The organism is Peribacillus sp. QJM3NY_7 (genome assembly GCF_056173225.1).
On record NZ_CM149663.1, the window covers coordinates 1,814,073 to 1,834,204 of the forward strand.

General features: G+C 39.1%; 18 protein-coding genes and 2 pseudogenes. 16 read left to right on the forward strand and 4 right to left on the reverse strand.

Translation table 11 applies throughout. From position 1 onward, the window contains the following. Nucleotides 1-90: 90 nt before the first annotated feature. Together AC0VX1_RS08815 and AC0VX1_RS08820 are read left to right on the forward strand one after the other, a co-directional pair. A pseudogene (locus tag AC0VX1_RS08815) lies at nt 91-789 on the forward strand (SDR family NAD(P)-dependent oxidoreductase). Between the two features lie 147 nt (nt 790-936). Further along, nucleotides 937-1,545 (forward strand): methyltransferase domain-containing protein, encoded by a 609-nt coding sequence (locus tag AC0VX1_RS08820; RefSeq protein ID WP_475470771.1) that lies wholly within the window; start codon nt 937-939, stop codon nt 1,543-1,545. Between the two features lie 90 nt (nt 1,546-1,635). Here the strand turns inward: AC0VX1_RS08820 and asnB are convergent. Together asnB and AC0VX1_RS08830 are read right to left on the reverse strand one after the other, a co-directional pair. Beyond that, nucleotides 1,636-3,518: pseudogene (asnB, locus tag AC0VX1_RS08825) on the reverse strand (asparagine synthase (glutamine-hydrolyzing)). Nucleotides 3,519-3,920: 402 nt separating this feature from the next. Continuing rightward, nucleotides 3,921-4,637, reverse strand: coding sequence for a GntR family transcriptional regulator (locus AC0VX1_RS08830; protein ID WP_057278475.1), 717 nt, complete (start codon nt 4,635-4,637; stop codon nt 3,921-3,923). Between the two features lie 284 nt (nt 4,638-4,921). Between AC0VX1_RS08830 and AC0VX1_RS08835 the strand changes: the two genes are divergently transcribed. Genes AC0VX1_RS08835 through chbG form a run of 5 tightly spaced genes read left to right on the forward strand, consistent with a single transcriptional unit; the run spans nt 4,922 to nt 9,017 of the window. Next, nucleotides 4,922-5,230 carry a PTS sugar transporter subunit IIB gene (locus tag AC0VX1_RS08835; protein WP_063576866.1) on the forward strand — a complete coding sequence of 103 codons (309 nt, stop codon included), beginning with the start codon at nt 4,922-4,924 and terminating at the stop codon, nt 5,228-5,230. Between the two features lie 4 nt (nt 5,231-5,234). Then, nucleotides 5,235-6,584 (forward strand): PTS sugar transporter subunit IIC, encoded by a 1,350-nt coding sequence (locus AC0VX1_RS08840; RefSeq protein ID WP_048684683.1) that lies wholly within the window; start codon nt 5,235-5,237, stop codon nt 6,582-6,584. A 17-nt stretch (nt 6,585-6,601) separates the two neighbouring features. Beyond that, nucleotides 6,602-6,949, forward strand: a complete 348-nt coding sequence (locus AC0VX1_RS08845) for a PTS sugar transporter subunit IIA (protein WP_475470773.1) — start codon at nt 6,602-6,604, stop codon at nt 6,947-6,949. Continuing rightward, entirely contained in the window at nt 6,946-8,289 is a 1,344-nt protein-coding gene (locus AC0VX1_RS08850; RefSeq protein WP_098865156.1) for a 6-phospho-beta-glucosidase, read from the forward strand. Before AC0VX1_RS08845 ends, AC0VX1_RS08850 begins: the two co-directional genes overlap by 4 nt. Next, nucleotides 8,286-9,017, forward strand: a complete 732-nt coding sequence (gene chbG, locus AC0VX1_RS08855; RefSeq protein WP_475470775.1) for a chitin disaccharide deacetylase — start codon at nt 8,286-8,288, stop codon at nt 9,015-9,017. Before AC0VX1_RS08850 ends, chbG begins: the two co-directional genes overlap by 4 nt. Before the next feature lie 54 nt (nt 9,018-9,071). Here chbG and AC0VX1_RS08860 read toward each other — a convergent pair whose 3' ends face one another. Next, the gene (locus AC0VX1_RS08860) at nt 9,072-10,253 is read right to left on the reverse strand and encodes an NAD(P)/FAD-dependent oxidoreductase (protein WP_475470778.1); all 1,182 of its coding nucleotides are present in this window, start codon (nt 10,251-10,253) and stop codon (nt 9,072-9,074) included. A gap of 38 nt (nt 10,254-10,291) precedes the next feature. Beyond that, entirely contained in the window at nt 10,292-10,729 is a 438-nt protein-coding gene (locus AC0VX1_RS08865; RefSeq protein WP_475470780.1) for a helical membrane plugin domain-containing protein, read from the reverse strand. Between the two features lie 292 nt (nt 10,730-11,021). On the opposite strand from AC0VX1_RS08865, the gene AC0VX1_RS08870 reads away from it, so the two are divergent. The 9 genes from AC0VX1_RS08870 to hfq all read left to right on the forward strand — a co-directional run bounded on the left by AC0VX1_RS08870 (nt 11,022) and on the right by hfq (nt 20,079). Beyond that, nucleotides 11,022-11,315 carry a hypothetical protein gene (locus AC0VX1_RS08870; RefSeq protein ID WP_134402162.1) on the forward strand — a complete coding sequence of 98 codons (294 nt, stop codon included), beginning with the start codon at nt 11,022-11,024 and terminating at the stop codon, nt 11,313-11,315. Nucleotides 11,316-11,712: 397 nt separating this feature from the next. Beyond that, nucleotides 11,713-12,168, forward strand: coding sequence for an SMI1/KNR4 family protein (locus tag AC0VX1_RS08875; RefSeq protein WP_052137464.1), 456 nt, complete (start codon nt 11,713-11,715; stop codon nt 12,166-12,168). 72 nt (nt 12,169-12,240) lie between these two features. Next, on the forward strand, nt 12,241-12,948 hold the full coding sequence (locus AC0VX1_RS08880; RefSeq protein ID WP_475470782.1) for a response regulator transcription factor: 708 nt from the start codon (nt 12,241-12,243) through the stop codon (nt 12,946-12,948). Beyond that, complete coding sequence (locus AC0VX1_RS08885; protein WP_475470784.1) at nt 12,945-14,006, forward strand: sensor histidine kinase; 1,062 nt, start codon at nt 12,945-12,947, stop codon at nt 14,004-14,006. The genes AC0VX1_RS08880 and AC0VX1_RS08885 overlap by 4 nt, the downstream gene beginning before the upstream one ends. Nucleotides 14,007-14,104: 98 nt before the next feature. Next, nucleotides 14,105-14,881: an ABC transporter ATP-binding protein gene (locus AC0VX1_RS08890; protein ID WP_475470785.1), complete on the forward strand. Its 777-nt coding sequence runs from the start codon at nt 14,105-14,107 to the stop codon at nt 14,879-14,881. Continuing rightward, on the forward strand, nt 14,859-16,793 hold the full coding sequence (locus AC0VX1_RS08895; RefSeq protein ID WP_475470787.1) for an FtsX-like permease family protein: 1,935 nt from the start codon (nt 14,859-14,861) through the stop codon (nt 16,791-16,793). The genes AC0VX1_RS08890 and AC0VX1_RS08895 overlap by 23 nt, the downstream gene beginning before the upstream one ends. Nucleotides 16,794-17,339: 546 nt before the next feature. Further along, nucleotides 17,340-18,662 carry a sensor histidine kinase gene (locus AC0VX1_RS08900; protein WP_363929435.1) on the forward strand — a complete coding sequence of 441 codons (1,323 nt, stop codon included), beginning with the start codon at nt 17,340-17,342 and terminating at the stop codon, nt 18,660-18,662. 259 nt (nt 18,663-18,921) lie between these two features. Next, nucleotides 18,922-19,842 (forward strand): tRNA (adenosine(37)-N6)-dimethylallyltransferase MiaA, encoded by a 921-nt coding sequence (miaA, locus tag AC0VX1_RS08905; protein WP_475471742.1) that lies wholly within the window; start codon nt 18,922-18,924, stop codon nt 19,840-19,842. 3 nt (nt 19,843-19,845) lie between these two features. Beyond that, entirely contained in the window at nt 19,846-20,079 is a 234-nt protein-coding gene (hfq, locus tag AC0VX1_RS08910; RefSeq protein WP_034313436.1) for an RNA chaperone Hfq, read from the forward strand. The last annotated feature ends 53 nt before the right edge of the window (nt 20,080-20,132 follow it).

The window sequence follows — 20,132 nt, forward strand, 5'->3', positions numbered from 1 at the left end:
TGAAGAGCAGGTGGGTTATCATGGGAAGAGTACAAGGTAAAGTTAGTGACAGGTGGAGCTTCAGGCATTGGGTTATCCATATCCCCACTAATGGCTAAAGAAAGCGCAAAAGTCGTGATTGCTGATTTTAATGAAGCAAGAGCAAAAGAAGCGGCCGAAAACATTAAAAAACAAGGTGGGGAAGCAGCTGGAGTATTTTTGGATGCTGGATAAGCAGACTCCATACAGGCAGCAGTCGACTTTACCATTGAACAATATGGAACGGTTACGGTACTCGTTAATAATGTGGGTTTAACTAACCTGCATAAAGATCTGGATGTCGTGAAATTAGATTTGGAAGAATGGGATCGATTTATGGACGTGAATTTAAAAAGTGTGCTATTGGGAAGCAGGTTTGCGATTCCTCACATGATTAAAGCTGGAGGAGGTTCGATTATCAATACGGCCTCTCAATGGCCGGATTACAGGTGACTCCGTACGATCCGCATATGGTGCGTCCAAGCGGGTGTAGTGAATTTGACTCGTTATATCGCTGCACAGTAGGGTAAAGATCATATTCGTTGTAATGGAGTGGCACCAGGTCTCATTTTTACTCCTGCAGCGAAAAATAATATGCCTCAGGCCGTACTCGATATTTTTGGCGAATTCAAAGCATTGCCATATTATGGTGAAGCGGATGATATCGGTTATACCGTACTATTCCTTGCATCTGACGAGTCCAAATTCATTACAGGGTCAGACGATCCAAGTGGAAGGCGGTCATCATATAGCCAACCCAAGTATCTCTGATTTTAATGATTATGTAACGAGAGCAAAATCCAATTAATTGTCTGGACATTCATATAACAAAACATTACCCTGGATAAGATCAACGCTTTCCGGGGTTTTTAGTTAGGACGCCCTTTATTAAAAAACATGAAGCAGGTGCATATAACAATGGAAGTAAAAAATTATGATGAAATGCTGAACATCAGGACGGAAGGTGAACAAAAAAAATTCAATGATTCTTTGCATTATCATCGATATGAACCTACGCCATACAGTGCATTAGAACATTTATTTAAAGAATATCCACTGAAAAGAAATGATCGCATTGTGGATTTTGGCTGCGGTAAAGGACGCTTGAATTTTTTGATCCATCACTTCTATCAATCATCTGTGGTTGGCGTGGAAATGAATGAAAATTTCTATAAAGAAGCGATCGAGAATCTGAATGGCTACATGAAAAAAAGGAAAAACGACAATAACGATATAGAATTCCACTGTTGCTTGGCAGAAGAATATGATATTGATAAGCAGGACAATCATTTTTATTTCTTTAATCCGTTCTCGGTACGGATTTTCATTAAAATCATCAATAACATTTTGCTTTCCTTTGAAAAAGAACCTCGCCAAATCGAACTGATATTATATTATGCTTCACAGGATTATATTTTTTTCCTCGAAAATCAAACGGCCTTCGAGCTGAAAAACGAAGTGATATTACCTGGCTTGACTGAATCTAATCCTTTTGAGAAATTCGTCATATACCAATTGTTATATTGAATTGAATGGATATTGTTTTTTCGGTGATAAAAACACCCAAGCAATCTTTAATGGATGCTTGGGTGCAAAGAGTGATGCCAATAAATGTGTTTAATATAAAGCGGATTGTAAATTCTTTTGGGGCTCATATCGTTTTTCTATATAAATTTGATGCCAAGTCATAAACGTCAAAATGGTCCAGAGCTTCCGGCTGTTGTCCGCTTTATTATTTATATGGTTTTCAAGTAATTCTATAATTTGCGCTTTATTAAAAAGGTAGTCAGTCGGGCTTTCCTGGATTAACCTTACTGCCCAATCGTATAACTCATCCTTCAGCCAATGTCGTATCGGAACAGGAAAGCCCAGCTTTTTTCTGCTCCATACATGTTCCGGCACTATCCCGCGGGCAGCTTTTCGGAGCATGTATTTGGTCGTTCCATTTCTCACTTTTTGATCCATATTAAGTTTTGAAGCCGTATTGAAAACGCATTTATCCAAAAAGGGAACTCTCACCTCTAAAGAATTCGCCATGGACATTTTATCTGCCTTCAATAAAATATCACCTTTTAGCCAAGTTTGAATATCAATGTTTTGCATTTGGGTTATAGGATCATACCCTAAAGAACTTGAATAGATGGGATTTGTCACTTTTTCATTTTCTAGTCCGTTGAGATAATTCACAAGTAGTCGTTTTTTCTCTTTCTCGCCGAATATGTTTGCGTTCCCGATATATCGGTTTTCTAAAGGTGTCACTCCACGCTCTATAAAACTCTTTCCTCTAACACCTTCTGGCAAAACAGAGGAAATCGCCTTCAACACTTTGTTCAATGGTGTTGGAAAATAGGAAAATATGCGCAGGGCATGGGGCTCCCGGTATATATTATATCCGCCGAATAACTCATCTGCCCCTTCACCGGACAAAGCGACCTTGACGTGTTTTTTAGCTTCCCGGGCGACAAAATATAGTGGAACGGAAGCGGGGTCCGCTAAAGGGTCATCCATATGCCAGATGATCTTCGGCAGTTCCGCCAAGAATTCTTCAGGACTAATGATATAACTTATATTTTCTACATTCAGTGCGGCTGCTGTTTCCTGTGCAACGTTTATTTCACTATATCCATCTCTTTCGAACCCAACAGAAAAAGTTTTGATCTTAGGGTTAATCTCTTTTGCGATGGAGCAGATAAATGATGAATCAATCCCGCCCGATAAAAAAGATCCAACTGGAACATCACTTCTCATATGGACGTTTACGGAATCCAACAGAGTGTCTTGTATTTCTTTCAGGACCTTTGAATCATCTATATTGGAAGGGTGAAAAATAGGTTTCCAGAACCTTTTTATATCCATTTTCTTTCCTGGTTCTTTAGTGAAGTAATGTCCAGGTAATAACTTTTCAATATTCTTGGATAGGGTCGATGGTTCGGGAACATATTGAAAACTGAGAAAATGTTGTAATGAATTCACATCCAGCTCGTCATTCATGGCTGTCAAAATACTCTTTTTTTCTGATGCAAAATAAGTAACATCATCTTGCTCACAATAGAAAAAAGGCTTGATTCCAAAGTGGTCCCTTGCACCAAAAAGCTTTAGCTCGATTTTATCCCAAATGACAAAAGAGAACATGCCTCGCAATTTCTGGACAGTTTGCTCTTTTTGGCTACTAAAGAGGGCCAATATTACTTCCGTATCAGAATCTTTCGTAAACTCATATCCTTCATCAGTAAGTTCTTTTCTTAGTTCAATATAATTATAGATTTCGCCATTGAAAATGATCCAATATCTTTCATTTTCATATGGAAGGGGTTGGTTTCCATTATCTATATCGATTATGCTTAATCTCCTAAATCCAAAATTCACAAATTCATCAAAGAAATATCCTTCATCATCCGCCCCCTATGGGTAATGATCGTGTTCATCTTCTGAATCGTTTCTTTCATATTTGAATTTATGGCTTTCGGATATTCGTGAATACATCCAACAAAACCGCACATAAAATCCACCTGCCTAATTAATTAATTAATAGTAAGAGATTTCCTAATAACTTTTATTAATATTTTCAAAAAATAGGTACAAAGTTGAATGCCAATGTAAATAGAATGGAATCTCCTAGTCTTCTAGATTAGGTGATTATGGTGTATTTGTCAATTTTACTCATAAAATGAATGTATTTGTAATTATGTAAAAATGTATCAGGAACACGACAAAAAGAGGCAATCGTTATGATTGCCTCTAAAAGAAAAATAAGTTTGCATGCAGTTTTTATTAAAAAAACGTTCCAGTTGATTGGAGGGGGGCCCTGGTGTGGAATTCAACGTTCCAATCTTACAAACACTAAAAAAATCGAGTTTGTCTACAGACTATGATGCCTTAATTAATAAGGCATCCGTCTTATTTCAATAGTTCCGCTCGATGACAAAGTGAGCACGATCGCCTCTAAAGAGAGTTTTAGAGAATTCAATGACCGATCCGTCATTCTCATATGTGTAAGTTTCCAATGAAAAACAAGGTGAACCGTTCGGTACGTCCAACTTGTCAGAAATGGAATCGTCGGCAAGTGAAAACTCCAAGTGTTCGACCGTTTTTTTTACTTTTAAATTGAATTGTGTCTCAAGTACTTTAAAGAGTGATTTTTCACAGGCTTCGATATTAAGCCCGGGTGTTTTATACCAAGGGAGAAAGGCAATTTCATATTGAAGGGGGATATCGTTTACGTAACGTATCCGTTCCAGTTTATTTACGGGGTCTCCAATATTTTGTTTGAAAAGCTTGGCAAGGGTAGCGTTTGCTTCAATCACCTTTAAGCTAATGACCTTTGTTGAAGGGTTTTTACCTTGCATCGTGACTTGCTCAGAGAATTTTTCAACCGTGCTTGTAAGAAATTGCTTCACTTTATTCTCCGAAACGAAAGTACCTTTGCCTTGGACACGGTAAATATAGCCTTCGACATTCAATTGCTGTAAGGCCGTGCGAACTGTTGTCCTGCTTACTCCGTATATTTTACAAAATTCAGCCTCAGTCGGTAATTTTGTATTTGTTTGATATTCGCCATTTTTTATGAGATCGATAATCGATTCCTTAACTATGGAATGCAATGCCGCTTCTTTATTCATGGTCTCCACAGTGATTCCTCCTATGCTCATTCCCAATATATACATATAGATTATCTCGGATAAGTACAATAATCAACTTTAATTCACGAATTTGTAGTAACAAATTTAAATTTGTGTTGATATTTTTTCGATTTGTAACTACAATGTATGTATGGAGGCAATAATACCCATTTCATTCAAGGGAAGTGATAAAAAAGTAACATCGGTTATTTATAAGAAAGAAAACGGTTTCAACTCACTTGAAAATACTGAATAATCAATCATTAAAAAGGGGGGTAATTTCAATGAATATCTTATTATGTTGTTCTGCAGGGATGTCTACTAGTTTATTAGTTACCAAGATGGAGGAAAGTGCTAAAAACCAAGGGGTAGAGTGTCATATATGGGCAGTTGGTTCTACAGAAGTTAACAATGAAATAGATAAGGCCGATGTTATTTTATTAGGGCCGCAGGTTAGATATCTTCTTTCCAAGCTACAGGAAGCGGGGAAAGAAAAGGGAATTCCAGTCGCAACCATCAATCCGATGTTCTATGGACTATGTAATGGTGAAGAAGTGCTAAAACAAGCCACTACTTTAATAAAAGGAGAATAAGGATATGATGACTTTTATTGATAAGTATATTATGCCTGGGGCGGTAAAGGTAGGAAATAACCGGCATTTGCTTGCGATTCGTGACGCATTGATTGGAATGATAGCGATTACAATGATCGGTTCATTCGCCGTCCTGTTTAATAATCTTGGGCAAGTCATCAAGCCTTACGGGAGAATGATGGAGGCCATCTTCGGTCCTGCATGGAATACGCTTGGCGGTGATATTTGGTTTGGAACCTTTGCATTCATGACGGTATTCGCTGTATTCGGCATCTCTTATAAATTGGCACGGTCATACGGTGACGATGGTTTTGAAGCGATGTTGGTTTCCGCAGCCTGTTTCTTTTTATTATTACCTCAAATCGGAAATGTCACTTTAACCATCGATGATAAGGATGTTACTGGCGGGGCCTGGGGTTTTGTAAGCGTAAACTATTTTAATGCTACAGCCCTATTTACAGGAATTGTCGTTGCCTTAATAGCAACTGAAATCTTCGTAAGACTTTCCCGGGTAAAATATTTAGTCATCAAGCTTCCGGATGGAGTACCTCCAGCGGTAGCCCGTTCATTTGCAAAGTTAGTGCCGGGTATGGCAACGATCTTTATCGCTGGCGTATTCGGACTGCTATTCCGTAAAGCTACGGATGGGCAGGTACTGAATGACTGGCTGAGTAAAGTGATTGTATCTCCGTTACAAAGTGCAGTAGATTCATTGCCATTCGCTATTTTACTAGTTTTTCTTGTTCATTTATTATGGATGATCGGTTTGCATGGACCTAATATCCTTGGCGGGATAACGACACCGCTATTTGAAAGTTCGGGTGTGAAAAATATCGATTTATATGCAAAAGGCGTCAAAGACATGGACCAATACGGCGTATTGGCGGGTTCTTTCCTGGATGCATTTGTATATTTAGGCGGATCTGGTGCAACATTGGGCCTTATCATTGCAATGATCATTGCCGGTCGGAAACGGTATAAACAGATGATTGCACTCGGAGGGGCGCCAGGAGTGTTCCAGATAAACGAACCCATTCTTTTCGGATTGCCTATCGTTCTGAATCCAATGTGGTTCATCCCATTTGTTCTCGGCCCGGTAATTACAACGGTGATATCTTATATCGCAGTAAGCAGCGGAATGGTTTTCCCGATCGTTGCTAAGATTCCATGGGTAACCCCTCCGATTGTGGGTGGATTCCTGGCCACAGGCGGGCATGTGTCTGGAGCGGTCCTGGCTGCAATCAACTTAGTCATTTCAACAGCGATTTATTTACCATTCGTTTATGCTCAAGTGAAGATAGACACAAAAAATGAAACAAAGCTTACAAAAGATTCAGAAACGCTAAGCCTTTAAGAAAGTAGTGATGAAAAATGGAAAAAGAAGAATTATACCAGCTATCCTTTCAATTGATTTTATATAGCGGGAATGCGAGAAGCCTTGCAATGGAAGCGTTGCAGGAGGCAAAGAAGAAGGATTTTGATTCTGCCCGTTTGAAAATCGCCGAGGCGGAAACGGAATTACTGCAAGCCCATAAATACCAAACCCAATTAATCCATGCTGAGGCAGGCGGGGACTCTTTTGATCTTCCCATTATCCTGGTGCATGCACAAGATCATTTAATGACAGCGATGACTATGAAGGATCTTGCAATTGAAATGATCGATCTACGCGAAGAATTCTTACATGCAGATGCTGTGAAGGAGAGGACTGCTGAATGAGCAAGGGGTTGAAGATCGTCACGATTGGCGGAGGTTCGAGCTATACGCCTGAACTGATCGAAGGTTTCATCAAATATCATGAAGAACTTCCTGTGAGTGAAATTTGGCTCGTGGACATCGAAGCCGGAAAGGAAAAGCTTGAAATTGTCGGGAATTTGGCAAGAAGGATGATTGAAAAGGCTGGTGTGAATATTGAAGTCCATCTCACGCTGGATAGGAAGAAAGCGCTTAAAGGCGCTGATTATGTAACAACCCAGCTGCGGGTTGGCCAGCTCGCAGCCAGGGCTCTTGATGAAAAGATTCCATTGAAACACGGAGTGATCGGACAGGAGACGAATGGACCAGGCGGGCTTTTCAAGGCCTTTAGAACGATTCCCGTCATTCTGGATATTGCCCATGAGATGGAGGAATTATGTCCGGAAGCATGGCTGATTAACTTCACGAATCCTGCAGGAATGGTAACGGAAGCAGTTCTGCGTCACAGTAATATTTCCAAAATCATCGGACTCTGCAATGTGCCGATTGGGATGGAACGAGGTGTTGCGGATTTGATGGGTGTAGAACCATCAAGGGTCCGTATCGACTTTGCTGGGTTGAACCATATGGTTTACGGCTTGGATGTATTCGTTGATGGCGAGAGTGTCAAAGATCAAATCATCCAGTTGATTACTGATCCAGCTAAAGCTGTCACGATGAAGAATATTCATGCAATGGGCTGGGAGCCGGAATTCCTTAGAGCGTTGAACCTGTTTCCGTGTCCATACCACAATTACTATTATAAAACGGGTGATGTGCTGGCCCAAGAATTGAAGGATGCGGAAAAAGGGGAAACACGCGCAGAGGTCGTTCAAAGACTTGAAGCGGGTTTATTCGAGCTATACAAAGACCAAGATCTGGCTATCAAGCCGCCGCAGCTTGAAGAGCGCGGAGGTGCGTACTACAGTGATGCGGCTGTGCGGTTGATTTGCTCGATGCATACGGATAAGCGAGATATTCAAGCGGTGAATACGGTCAACCATGGTGCAATTGAAGGCATCCCGTACGGATCGGCGATTGAAACCAGTTGCGTGATAACTAAGGATGGACCTAAACCAATCAATGTAGGAGAGCTTCCTGTCGCTGTCCGCGGATTAATTCAGCAAATCAAATCCTTTGAAAGGGTAGCCATCGAAGCTGCAATTTCGGGGGACTATGATACTGCGTTGCTTGCCATGACGATCAATCCACTCGTTCCAAGCGACCGGGTTGCAAAACTTATCTTGGACGAAATGCTGGAGGCACATAAAGATTATTTGCCGCAGTTTTTTGAAAAAAAGGAGTTGCAGGATAATTTATCATGATTGAAGTCCTTGTAAATGCAGATGATTTCGGGTTAACTAAAGCGGTGAATTATGGGATTTTGGATAGCCACAAATATGGAATTGTCAATTCGGCAACAATCATGATGAATGCGAAAGCAACGGAGCATGCGATTGAAATCGCCAAGAAAACACCCTCGTTGAAGGTAGGTGTTCACTTAGTCCTGACATGGGGTAAACCTTTGTTGAGTGATGTTCCGAGTTTGGTTGACGAATCTGGTTTCTTTAAGAAGCAAGGTACGGTATATGGGGATCCTGCCGGCATTTCCTTGAGCGAATTGGAGAGGGAGTGGTCAGCGCAAATCGAAAGATTTTTGGAATTTGGCCTATTCCCGACTCATTTCGACAGCCACCATCATGTACACGGGATCAAAGCATTTCTACCGGTTATTAAAAAGCTGTCAGATAAATATGGATTGCCAGTCCGTAATGCCGGAAGCCACCTTGCAGGGATTCAAACCGTTACAGATGTATTCCTGGATGATTTTTATGGAGAAATGGTGGTTGAAGATTACTTTCAAAACTTGAAAGGGAGAGTAATGGATGGGGCGAGTGTGGAGATAATGACCCATCCTGCTTATATGGATGAAGAATTGATGGAGGTCTCCTCTTATAATGATAAACGCTTGAAAGAAACCAGGATATTGACAAAGGCAAAATTACCTGAGGGATTTTCCCTTAGATTCAGCATCAACCAAGTAAAGATTTGATTTCAAAAGAGGACCATTCATCTTTTGATGAATGGTCCTCTTTTATTGTTAAAATTAATAAGCCAGGCTGAATAGGGCTTTGATGTGTGATAGGTAACGAACATTACTTGCTTCTTTCATCAATGTAGCCGGAAGGCCTTTAAGGGACGTGTTATTGGCCCCAACGGTTGCCACTGCATCCTTACGGCCAAGGCTCGCAAGTGTACCTGAGTTTACAGGTGAGAATTCTTCAAGTTTCTTGCCTTCAAATGCTGCATATAGGTTGTATCCAACAAGCTCACCCATTTGCCAAGCATTTTGTGCAGTAGGAGCATATGGACGGCCGCCTTCTGGAGGGAAAGCAACGGCACTGTCGCCGACAACGAATACGTCTTTATGGGATTTGGATTGCAAATACTCATTGACGGTTGCTTTGCCGCGATCCACTTCAAGGCCTGATTCACCTACGATAGGAAGGGCCGCAACTCCGCCTGTCCAAACAAGCGAATTGGCCGTTATCGTTTGTCCGTCTTTCAATTCGATTTGATTTCCTTTAACACCCGTTACAGGCAGACCTGTCAGGAATTCAACGCCGCGTGCTTCCAAGCTTGTCATGGCACGTTCGATTAAGTGATCAGGCAGGACCGGAAGGATTTTTGGACCAGCTTCCACAAGCTTGATTTTCAAGTCCTTGAAGTCCACTCCGAACTTTTTGGCGATTTTAGGGAAATGATCCACGATTTCACCGATTAACTCAACGCCCGTCAATCCGCCGCCGCCAATCACGATGGTTGCGTCCGCTTCATTATTCGTTTGAGAATATTCGCGGATGCGATCTTCGATATGTTTGTAAATCTTGTTAGCATCATTAACGGATTTCAAGACCATGCTGTTTTCCTCAAGTCCCGGAATGCCGAAGAATCCTGTTTGGCTTCCCAAAGCAACAACCAGGGCATCATAAGATAATGTGGAACCATTGGCAAGTTTCACTTCTTTATTATCGACCGAGAATGACTCCACTTTGGAAATGACAAGGTCGATATCTTTTCCTTTGAAAAGCTTTTCCAAAGGAATGGAAACGGCTTGTTCAGAAATGGATCCGCCTGCAAGACGGTGCAATTCGGTGATGATTTGGTGCGTTGGAAATTGGTTCACCACTGTAACCTGCACTTCATCCTTTTTGTAATATTCACGTACGGATAAGGCAGATAGTAATCCTGCGTAACCTGCACCTAAGATGACGATTTGTTTTGACATAGTTAATCCCCCGTCCTTACTGATTGAAAGTTATCAAATTATTTTTGGTTTTTACGTTCTGAAGAGACTTCAAGAAAAGCTTGGGCGAAACGGAAAAGCTTTTGTGCTTGCGGATCTTTCAACATTTTTAACAGACCAAAAAGACCGATCACATCATTATTCGCTTCTGCACGATCCTTAGCTTCGATGGCATTTGCCGCAAGCCCTTTCACTGAATGGACCACAGGTGTCGCGATCTCCGAAATGGCGCTGACCGTATCATTTTTCAACACATCATCAGTCGCAACCGATTGAGCGAATTCATAAGACTTTGTTAAAATATTCACTAACTCAGTCAGTTTTGGTAACTGCTCGACTAAAGTGTTCAATGATTCCTGAACCTCAGGCTTTAAAAGCTGATCTAAGATATCCAATTGCTCTTGGTTTGCAGAAATATTAAGTGTTTCATGTTCAGGTTTTGAGATTACATCTACCATATCTAATTCCCCTTTAAACTTAATTATTTTGATTTATGTTTTTTCCGCCGATACTACTAATCATACGACTCTAATCTCTTAATTTCAAATATTTCTTTTGTGATACGAATATAATTTTATCGTAATAATTAAGAGTTATTTGGTGGTTTTTTTGATTTATCTTAATATTCCAAAAGAGTATTAAGATTATTCTGGTTATAATACCTTAAATAAAGAGGGGATTAGAGGCATTCTACCTTGTCATTTCCTATAATAAATCTATATATAGCAGACACCTTTTTGTTTTGCTATAATGTCCATAATCTTTGACGGAATGGGATTCGAGAATATTTTATCTGATTTAGGGTACATACTATTATCGGAATTGGAGTTGATGCCCTTGGTAGAACGCAGGATGTTAAAGGTACGTGGTGAGATTATCGAAATATCCTCTAGGTATAATGAAAAATATAGTAAATGGAATTGTACAGCTAAAGTTCCTAATAGTTCCATCATTGCTTATTGTCGTGACAAGAATAAGCTTCGTGCTGAAACAGTTTCTATGAGCAGGTTATTAATTACGTATGAAGACTATAAAATTGTTTGATAAATAGAGAAAAGGCGCCCAATCTTGAAGATGAAGTTGGCGCCTTTTTTATAGAATAATATTTTATCTGCGAAATCGGGAATATATCTTCGAAAATGGAGATATATCATCGAAAACTTCTGAATTATCTGTTAAAGTATACGATTATCGATTTTTCGACAAAACTTCGATTAAAAAAAGCTATTTTCTTAGTGAAAAGCAACGAAATTGTCAAAAAATATATCAGAAAATACTGAAATGGATAGTAAAATTATGTTAATATATTTAAAAAAAGTATTATTTTCTAAAGTAATAATGAATAATTTATATTTAAAGGATCTCCATTAAGAAAAGGTATTTCTAAACAGCAATTAATTCAATTGATTTTACTACAATAAAATGAAATGGAGTCGATACAATGGTGAGTATTACTGGATATGGGAAAGCTAGAGAAGAAGCAGTGAATAATTTTCAGGAATTTGTGGGTTTTGAAATTCCTGAAGATTATAAACAATTTCTCCTTAAGCATAATGGCGGCACAACTACGGTTCAAAACTGTAAGTTTTATGTGGATGGATTAGACACACTTGTATGCTTACATGCACTTTATGGATTAGAGCTTCTAGATAAAGAACTGGATTTACAGAAATGGCATGAAGAAAACAGAGAAGACTTACATAAGAATTGCATTATAATAGGTAATGATACATGTGCAGGTAAAATTTTGCTGATAAATAATGAAGAAGAAAAGGGAGTTTACTTCTGGGATCAAGGTTGGTATTCGGATCCATCAAGCCAGGATGAAAACATTTATAAAGTTGCATCGAGTTTTCAATCATTCATTGAGGGATTGAAAGTCCCGGAGGAAATCTAATTTTATTGTAATCCCCTTGATTGGCTCATGCCATTCAAGGTTTTTTATTGTCAGGTTAATGAGGAGATAAAAATGTATAAAATATTATTGGTTGAAGACGATCTCAAAATAGCTGGAATCTTGGTCAATTATTTAAAAAGGTACGGGTATGAGGTTTTTGAAGTGAAGCAACTGGACCAAGTTTTTGCGGAGTTCCAAGATACAAAGCCAGATTTGGTTTTATTGGATATTAATCTGCCCTATTATGATGGGTTCCATTGGTGCCGGCTAATAAGGACGGTTTCGAAGGTTCCTGTCATATTCATCTCTGCAAGGACAGATGAAATGAACCAAGTCATGGCCATTGAATATGGGGGAGATGACTATTTAACAAAACCGTTTCATTTGGAAGTGGTATTAGCGAAAATAAAGAGTGTCCTGCGTAGGGTGTATGGTGAATATGCGGATAGATCTTCATTCCACCAGCAAGTAAAGGAAATGGAGGGATTAACGCTTTATACGGAAAAAGCGATGATCGAATATCAAGACAATCAGGTAGCGTTAACTCAAAATGAGTTGAAATTATTGAGTTGTTTACTACGACAGTATGACACCATCGTCTCGCGTGAAGAGTTACTTGAAGCATTATGGAATGATGATTCATTTGTTGATGACAATACATTGACCGTCAATGTCACAAGGGTACGGAGAAAACTTGAGGATATTGGCATCAAGCATGCCATAACAACTAGCAGGGGAAAAGGATACCGACTAAAAATAGTGCAAGGTGAAGAAAAGTGAAGCTGAAATCCTTTATTAAAGACCGTCTTTATTTTATTTTTTATACCGTTCTATTGGTAAGCCTGCTTATTATTGCTTATACATTATCCGTTCTGGAAGCTGGGAATCACATATCGATTTCAAATATCATCTATTTAATTATTCTCGCGTTGTTTATGATGCTTCTATTTTTAGCGGCCGATTACATAAGGCATTACCGTTTTCTTAATCAATTAGCAAGAATGAAGCAAGAAACGAGCTTGTCATTTGAATATGTCGAAGCCTTTAGGGAACCTTTGACAAATGAACAAAAGTTGTGGATGGAACTTTTTCAACAAATGAACAAGGTAACCATTGGTCAATTACAAGAACAAATCAAACAGAAGGAGCAATATGAGCTGTTGATTCATCAATGGGTTCATCAAATGAAGACACCTGTTTCAGTCATTTCCTTACTGATTCAAGAAGGCAAAAGGACATTTTCGAATGAGCCGATGAAGGATTATCTTAAAGAGGTAGAAGAAGAAAATGATCGATTTCGCAGAGGGCTGGAAATTATATTGCACGGGGCAAGGCTGCAGCGTTTTTCGGAGGATGTAAAATCGGAGCAGGTTGACTTAATTAATCTAGTCAAGCAAGTGATTAACGAGGAAAAGAAACAGTTCATCAAACGGTTCATATATCCCAGGCTTGAAACGGAGCTTGAGAATGTATATGTGCATTCGGATCGTAAGTGGCTCCACTTCGCCATTAGTCAGGTGGTCTTTAATGCACTGAAGTATTCAAGGCAGGAAGAGAATGACAGCATAACGTTCAATATCATTGAAAAAGAGTCGGAGATTTTCCTTAGGATAACAGATCAGGGAATTGGAATCGTCCCACATGATGTAAAACGGGTGTTTGATCCATTCTTTACTGGTGAGAACGGGCGAGTCAAACAAGAGTCAACCGGGATGGGGCTATATCTTGTGAAGGAAATCGTTAATAGACTTGGGCATGTCGTTACCATCCAATCGACTGTATCCGAAGGGACTACTGTGGAGTTTCTCTTTAAGACAAATATCTTACATGAAAGGTGACAGAATTGTAAGGGTGCTAAACGATTATGTAATAAACTTCGATGGGAGCCTCCCGCTTTATTCATTATACTTACGGTAAGAAAGGGAGGTATTTTCGGATGTCGATTTTAAAAGCAGAACAACTATCCAAAACTTATTTTCAAAAACAGGGGAATTTATTTCATAAGGCGTTACATAATTTCACCATGAATGTACAGAAAGGGGAATTTGTCGGAGTGATGGGTCCATCCGGCAGCGGGAAAACCACCCTGCTTAACTTAATGGCCACGATTGATAAGCCAACCACAGGTAAAGTCATTCTAAATGATCAAAATCCTAATGAATTAAACAATCAGGACCTGGCATTGTTTCGCAGGAGGGAAATTGGATTTGTTTTTCAAGACTTCAACCTTCTTGATACACTTACCGTTCGCGAAAATATCCTCCTTCCTCTAGCGTTAGATCGTTATAAACTGCAGGAAATGGAAAATAGGGTGAATCAGTTGGCGAGCCTTCTTGGTATAGAAGGGATTTTAGAAAAGCGGACTTTTGAAATTTCTGGAGGTCAGCAGCAACGAACGGCTTGTGCAAGAGCGATGATTCATGAGCCTTCCATTATTTTAGCGGATGAACCTACTGGTAATTTGGATTCCAAATCTGCCAAGCAGGTAATGGATACCCTCACGACACTTCAGGAGAAAAAGGGAGCAACCATCCTTATGGTCACTCATGACCCGACTGCCGCCAGCTTCTGTGACCGGATTCTATTCATAAAGGATGGCAAGTTCTTTTCAGAGGTGCACAGCGGAGGGGAAAGACAGAGTTTCCATCAAAGGATTTTAGATACGTTAAGCGTTTTGGGAGGAGTCTATCATGAACATCCGACTTCTCGCTAAAAGAAATATCCAAGGAAATGCACAACGTTATCTAGCTTATTTTTTCAGTATTGTCCTATCCGTCTCAATCTTTTTTATTTACGCATCATTTATCTTTCATCCTGATGTGGTCCATGCGGATATCCCGGGGGGAAAGCTAATTAGCAGGGGACTCATTGCAGCTGAAATTGTGATCATCATATTTTCGGTTTTCTTTATCGCTTATTCGAATGCAGCATTTATACAGCCGCGAAAAAAAGAGTTTGGGCTGCTGACACTGCTTGGAATGTCCAAATCCCAACTTAGAAAACTGATTTACCTGGAGCAAACGATGGTTTCCCTCATATCTATCCTGATTGGAGTTGGCTTAGGGTTTTTGTTCTCAAAGTTATTCTTAATGGCAATTTCTTGGTTATTGGCTGTAGAGCAACCAATATCGTTTGTCTTTGTCCCTGAGGCCTTTATTTATACCATTGTTGGTTTCATTTTGCTATTTCAGCTATTATCGCTCTTTTCATTGTTCCACATAGGAAATGCGGAGGTAGTCGATTTACTAAAAGATAAACAAAAACCCAAAAAGACTCCCTTCGTTTCAAAGTGGTTAGTTGCATTATCAGCAGTTTGCTTAAGCATTTCTTATTATTTGGCATGTACGCTGTCGTTGAACAATTCTTATATTCGAGTATTGCCCATAGTGTTCTTCGTACTGATCGGCACCTATTTTTTATTCAGCCAAAGCATTGTCGCTCTATGCAGCAGGCTTTACCGGAAGAAGAAAAGCTTATATGGCGGAACGAATTTAATTACTCAAACAAACCTGATCTTCAATATTAAGGACTATTCCAGGTTATTTTTTTTGACCTCGATCATTACAGCCGTGATTTTGACAGCTGCAGGAACACTTTTCATGTTCAGTGCAGATTTAAAAAAGCAAGGGATGGATAACATTCCGCAATCAATTGGCTGGATTGAAAATGATGCTTCCGTTTATTCAGTTATTGAACCATCCGCAGTGGAGAAAATATTAAAGGAAGATGGATTCAAGATCCTTTACGAAGTAAATATGACTGGAGTGCCCATCACCCACATGTTACCCCATATGAGAACGGGAGAACCCAATGAAAATAGGTCATTATTAATCTCGGAAAGTGATTATAACAATGCGGCTGCATTGCGAAAAATTGAACCAGCAAAGTTATCAGGAAAAGAAGCGTTATATATTTTTCCTTATGGGGGAATGGACTATCAATTCGTCCACAAGGGAGAACAAAAGGAGCTGCACTTTGGCAATGGAACCATTCAGGTAACAATGGCTGGTCAGCGAAATCAATCGATAGTCGCACCCATAAAAGCAGCAACGACTTTGATGGTGGTCGATGATCAGCTGTATCATGAAATCACTGCTGATGTGCCATTAAAAGAGATGGCAAGAGTACGGGGGTATGAAGTTAAAGATTGGGAAGAATCAATGGAAACATTTAGTGAAATCGAACAAATGTCTAATAATCATAATCAACTGCAAACAAGAGCTCCGATTTATCAAGAAATGAAACAGGGAAGCATATTGATTCTTTTTATCGGCTTGTTTGTCAGTCTATTATTCTTTATCGTCCAAGGGAGCATGATGTATCTGCGAGTTTTTACGAATTTAGAAGATAAAAAAATTCAAATCCATGCCCTTCATCGATTGGGGTTGACAAAAAAAGAAATACGGCAAATTTTAAGCGCTGAAATACGCATCCTCTTTTTCGCTCCGTTTCTGATAGGGGTGATTCATGCCATAGTCGCCTACGTGGCACTAAGCAATTTATTGGAATCGAATTTGTTTGCCTACTCGTCCATGGTCATCGCAACGTATTTTCTTTTTCAACTGCTATACTATCAAGTAACTAAAAAGATGTATGAGCGGGCAGTCATAAATTCTATTAAATAAAAGCTATCATATGTATTGGAATCTGGGGTTCAGTCCCTGATTCCATTTTTTTATTCAGGAGTCCTCTCATTGAAACGGCATTTTTATTGATGATAAATTAGTCAATATGCACTATTGAAAGAGGAGTGGTCCGCTATTTTGCACAAATATATGAAATATGGTGTGATTTTACAGATTAATCCTATACAATCTTGTAATATTTTCATATAAAGGGTAAAATTATTTATTTCAAGCGAGAATATCGAACCCCGCATCATTTATTTTTACCATTTTCACATACATAATTATACTAAAATAATTAATTTGTGGAAATAAAATGATTTATTGGAAATGATTAATAATGGATGTGGTTTATATTAAAACATAAAAGGTCATATGATCAAAAAAATGGTGGGTGATCTGTCAATTATTTGATTTATTATAGTATTATATGCCTGGGGTTATAGAGAATATTAGATTTTTCCCTATTTCTTTATCCCTTAATATAGTAAACTCAGAATAGGTTCGTTAACTTTTAGCTGCTAGAGATGAGGTAAGTTTAATCCTATGAAAAATAAAAAGTTAAGGGCACTTCTTTATTTGACCATACTTTTATTGATTGTTTTCATTCTTCTAAATATGTTTTCAACATATTTAAGCATTAAAAATTCTGTGCAAAAATCCGTTGCCAATCAAAACTTGGTAGCTGCCAGATCTATAGCCGACTCGATGGATATGGAGGCTTATCAGCGATTTCTCAATAACCAAGTAAAGAGCCAGGAATATTTGGATATAAAAGCTTACTTAGAGGATGCCCGTGAAAAAATAGGAGCATTATATGTTTATACCATCATGATTGATAATCCCACAGTATCCAAGTGCATGATTACTGGGTTTTCTAAAGATCATAAAGGGGATTTTCCTATCGGTGGTGCATGTACTGTTCCGCCGGAGCAGGTCAAACAGGGGTATGAAGGCAAAAGCTTCATTACCGGGATTCTAGAAGATCCGGAATATGGTGAGTATTTGACTGTGGGAGTGCCAATGAAAAATCAAGATGGCGACATTATTGGTTTTTTGGGCATTGATGTGAGCGCGGAAGATATTAATGCCATTAACGGCAAGGTATTGAAAAGCAGCATTGCCATTCTTGTTTATAATGGTGGATTTGTCATCATGCTGCTGGTTACCTTTTTTGTCATTCAAAAATGGTATCAAAAGGAACTGACACGTGAAGTGGGGGATACGGAAGATACGTATCAATCGGAATTTCAATCTCTATTTGCTTCAGTCCGCTCATTAAGGCATGATTTTTCCAATCATATTCAGGTGATACATGGACTGCTTAAATTAGAGGAGAACGCAAAAGCACTCGAATACTTAACAGGGCTTTCAAAAGAAGTGCATTCAATTGAATCGATGAAATTGGATGTGATTCATCCGGGCTTGTCTGTCCTGTTGGAGACCAAAAGGCTCTCGGCCCAGAATTATAATATCGATATCGAAATTGATGTTTCACCCAAATCCTTCAATCGGATCAAAACAATCGATTTGATAAAATTATTATCAAATGTTATCGACAATGCTATTGAGGCAACAATTGAATTGCCAGAGCAAGAACGCCGAATGGATATTGCCTGCAAAGCTGATGATGAAAAGTATACGTTTATGGTCACGAACACCGGACCAATGATTTCGGAATTAGATTTGGAGAATATATTCGCCAGCGGTTTTTCAACCAAAAAGGCACAAAAGGGCAAAGTTCGCGGACAAGGATTGTTCATCGTCAAGGACTTAGTGAACAGATATGATGGAGAGATTCATGTACAATCCTCTGAAAAAGAAACGACCGTTACGATGATCATTCCCGTAAATGGAAAAATGGGCTAAATTGATCCAAAGGAAACACATTTGATAAGAAGGTATGACCCTGAAAGGGATCATACCTTTTTTATATAAAGATGATGATTATTGCAGGTGAAAAATTGAATAAAAGTACCTCAATTGGACATAATGGGTAGATGTTTAGCTGCTCTCAACGAGATTATGATAAGATAGGGAAAAAATCATTTAAGGCAGTGAGATTGTGAAACAACAAAAAGGAAAACTTCTCGTTATCATTGGACCGACTGCTGTTGGGAAGACAAAGATGAGCATTGAGATGGCAAAGTTATTTAATGGTGAAATTATTAGCGGAGACTCCATGCAGGTTTATAAGGGGATGGATATTGGTACTGCAAAAATCAAGAGGGAAGAAACAGAAGGAATCCCTCATTATTTACTTGATATTAAAGAACCTGATGAACCATTTAGTGCGGCAGAGTTTCAGGAGCGTGCCAATGCTTGTATCGAGGATATCCAAAGCAGAGGTAAACTTCCCATTATCGTCGGTGGAACAGGATTATACATACAATCAGTCATCTATGATTATCAATTTTCGGAGGCGCCATCCGACCCTGTTTATAGGGAGGGACTTGAAAAACAGGTAAGGGAGTCAGGAATCGATCCTGTTTTTGAACAATTACGCAGCATTGACCCGGAAAGCGCGAATCGGATTCATCCTAATAATGTAAGAAGGGTGATCAGGGCACTTGAGATTTATCATTGTACTGGTAAAACGATGAGTGAGCAGCTGAATGAACAGCCTACAGAATTCAAATATGATACGTGCATCATTGGATTGACAATGGAACGTGAAAAGTTATATCAACGCATCGATCAACGTGTTGATGCTATGGTAGAAGATGGGCTGATTCAAGAGGTGGAGTCATTTCATGAAAAAGGTTTGAGGGATTGCCAATCGATCCAGGCTATAGGCTATAAAGAAATCTATGATTATTTTGATGGAAGGGCTTCATTGGATGAAGCCGTTGAGACATTAAAGCAAAACTCCCGTCGATACGCAAAAAGGCAATTGACCTGGTTCCGGAATAAAATGGATGTAATTTGGTTTGATATGACCGATCTCGAGGGTTTTCCAAAAAAAATACATGAAATATCTGGATTTATAGCAGGAAAGCTTTTCGGTGAAGGCGAATACATAAATTTAGAGAGAAAAGAGGAGGACTAATACATGAAACAATCAGTAAATATTCAAGATCAGTTTCTTAATCAATTACGTAAAGATGGTACGTATGTGACGGTATTTTTATTAAACGGGTTCCAGATTAGAGGACAAGTGAAAGGGTTCGATAATTTTACCGTTTTATTTGAATCGGAGGGCAAGCAGCAATTAGTCTATAAACATGCGATTTCTACATTTGCTCCACAACGTAATGTTCAGATCGATTACGAAGTGAAGGAATAATCATATATATGAATGTAAAAAACAGGTCTAGCTTATAGCGACCTGTTTTTTTT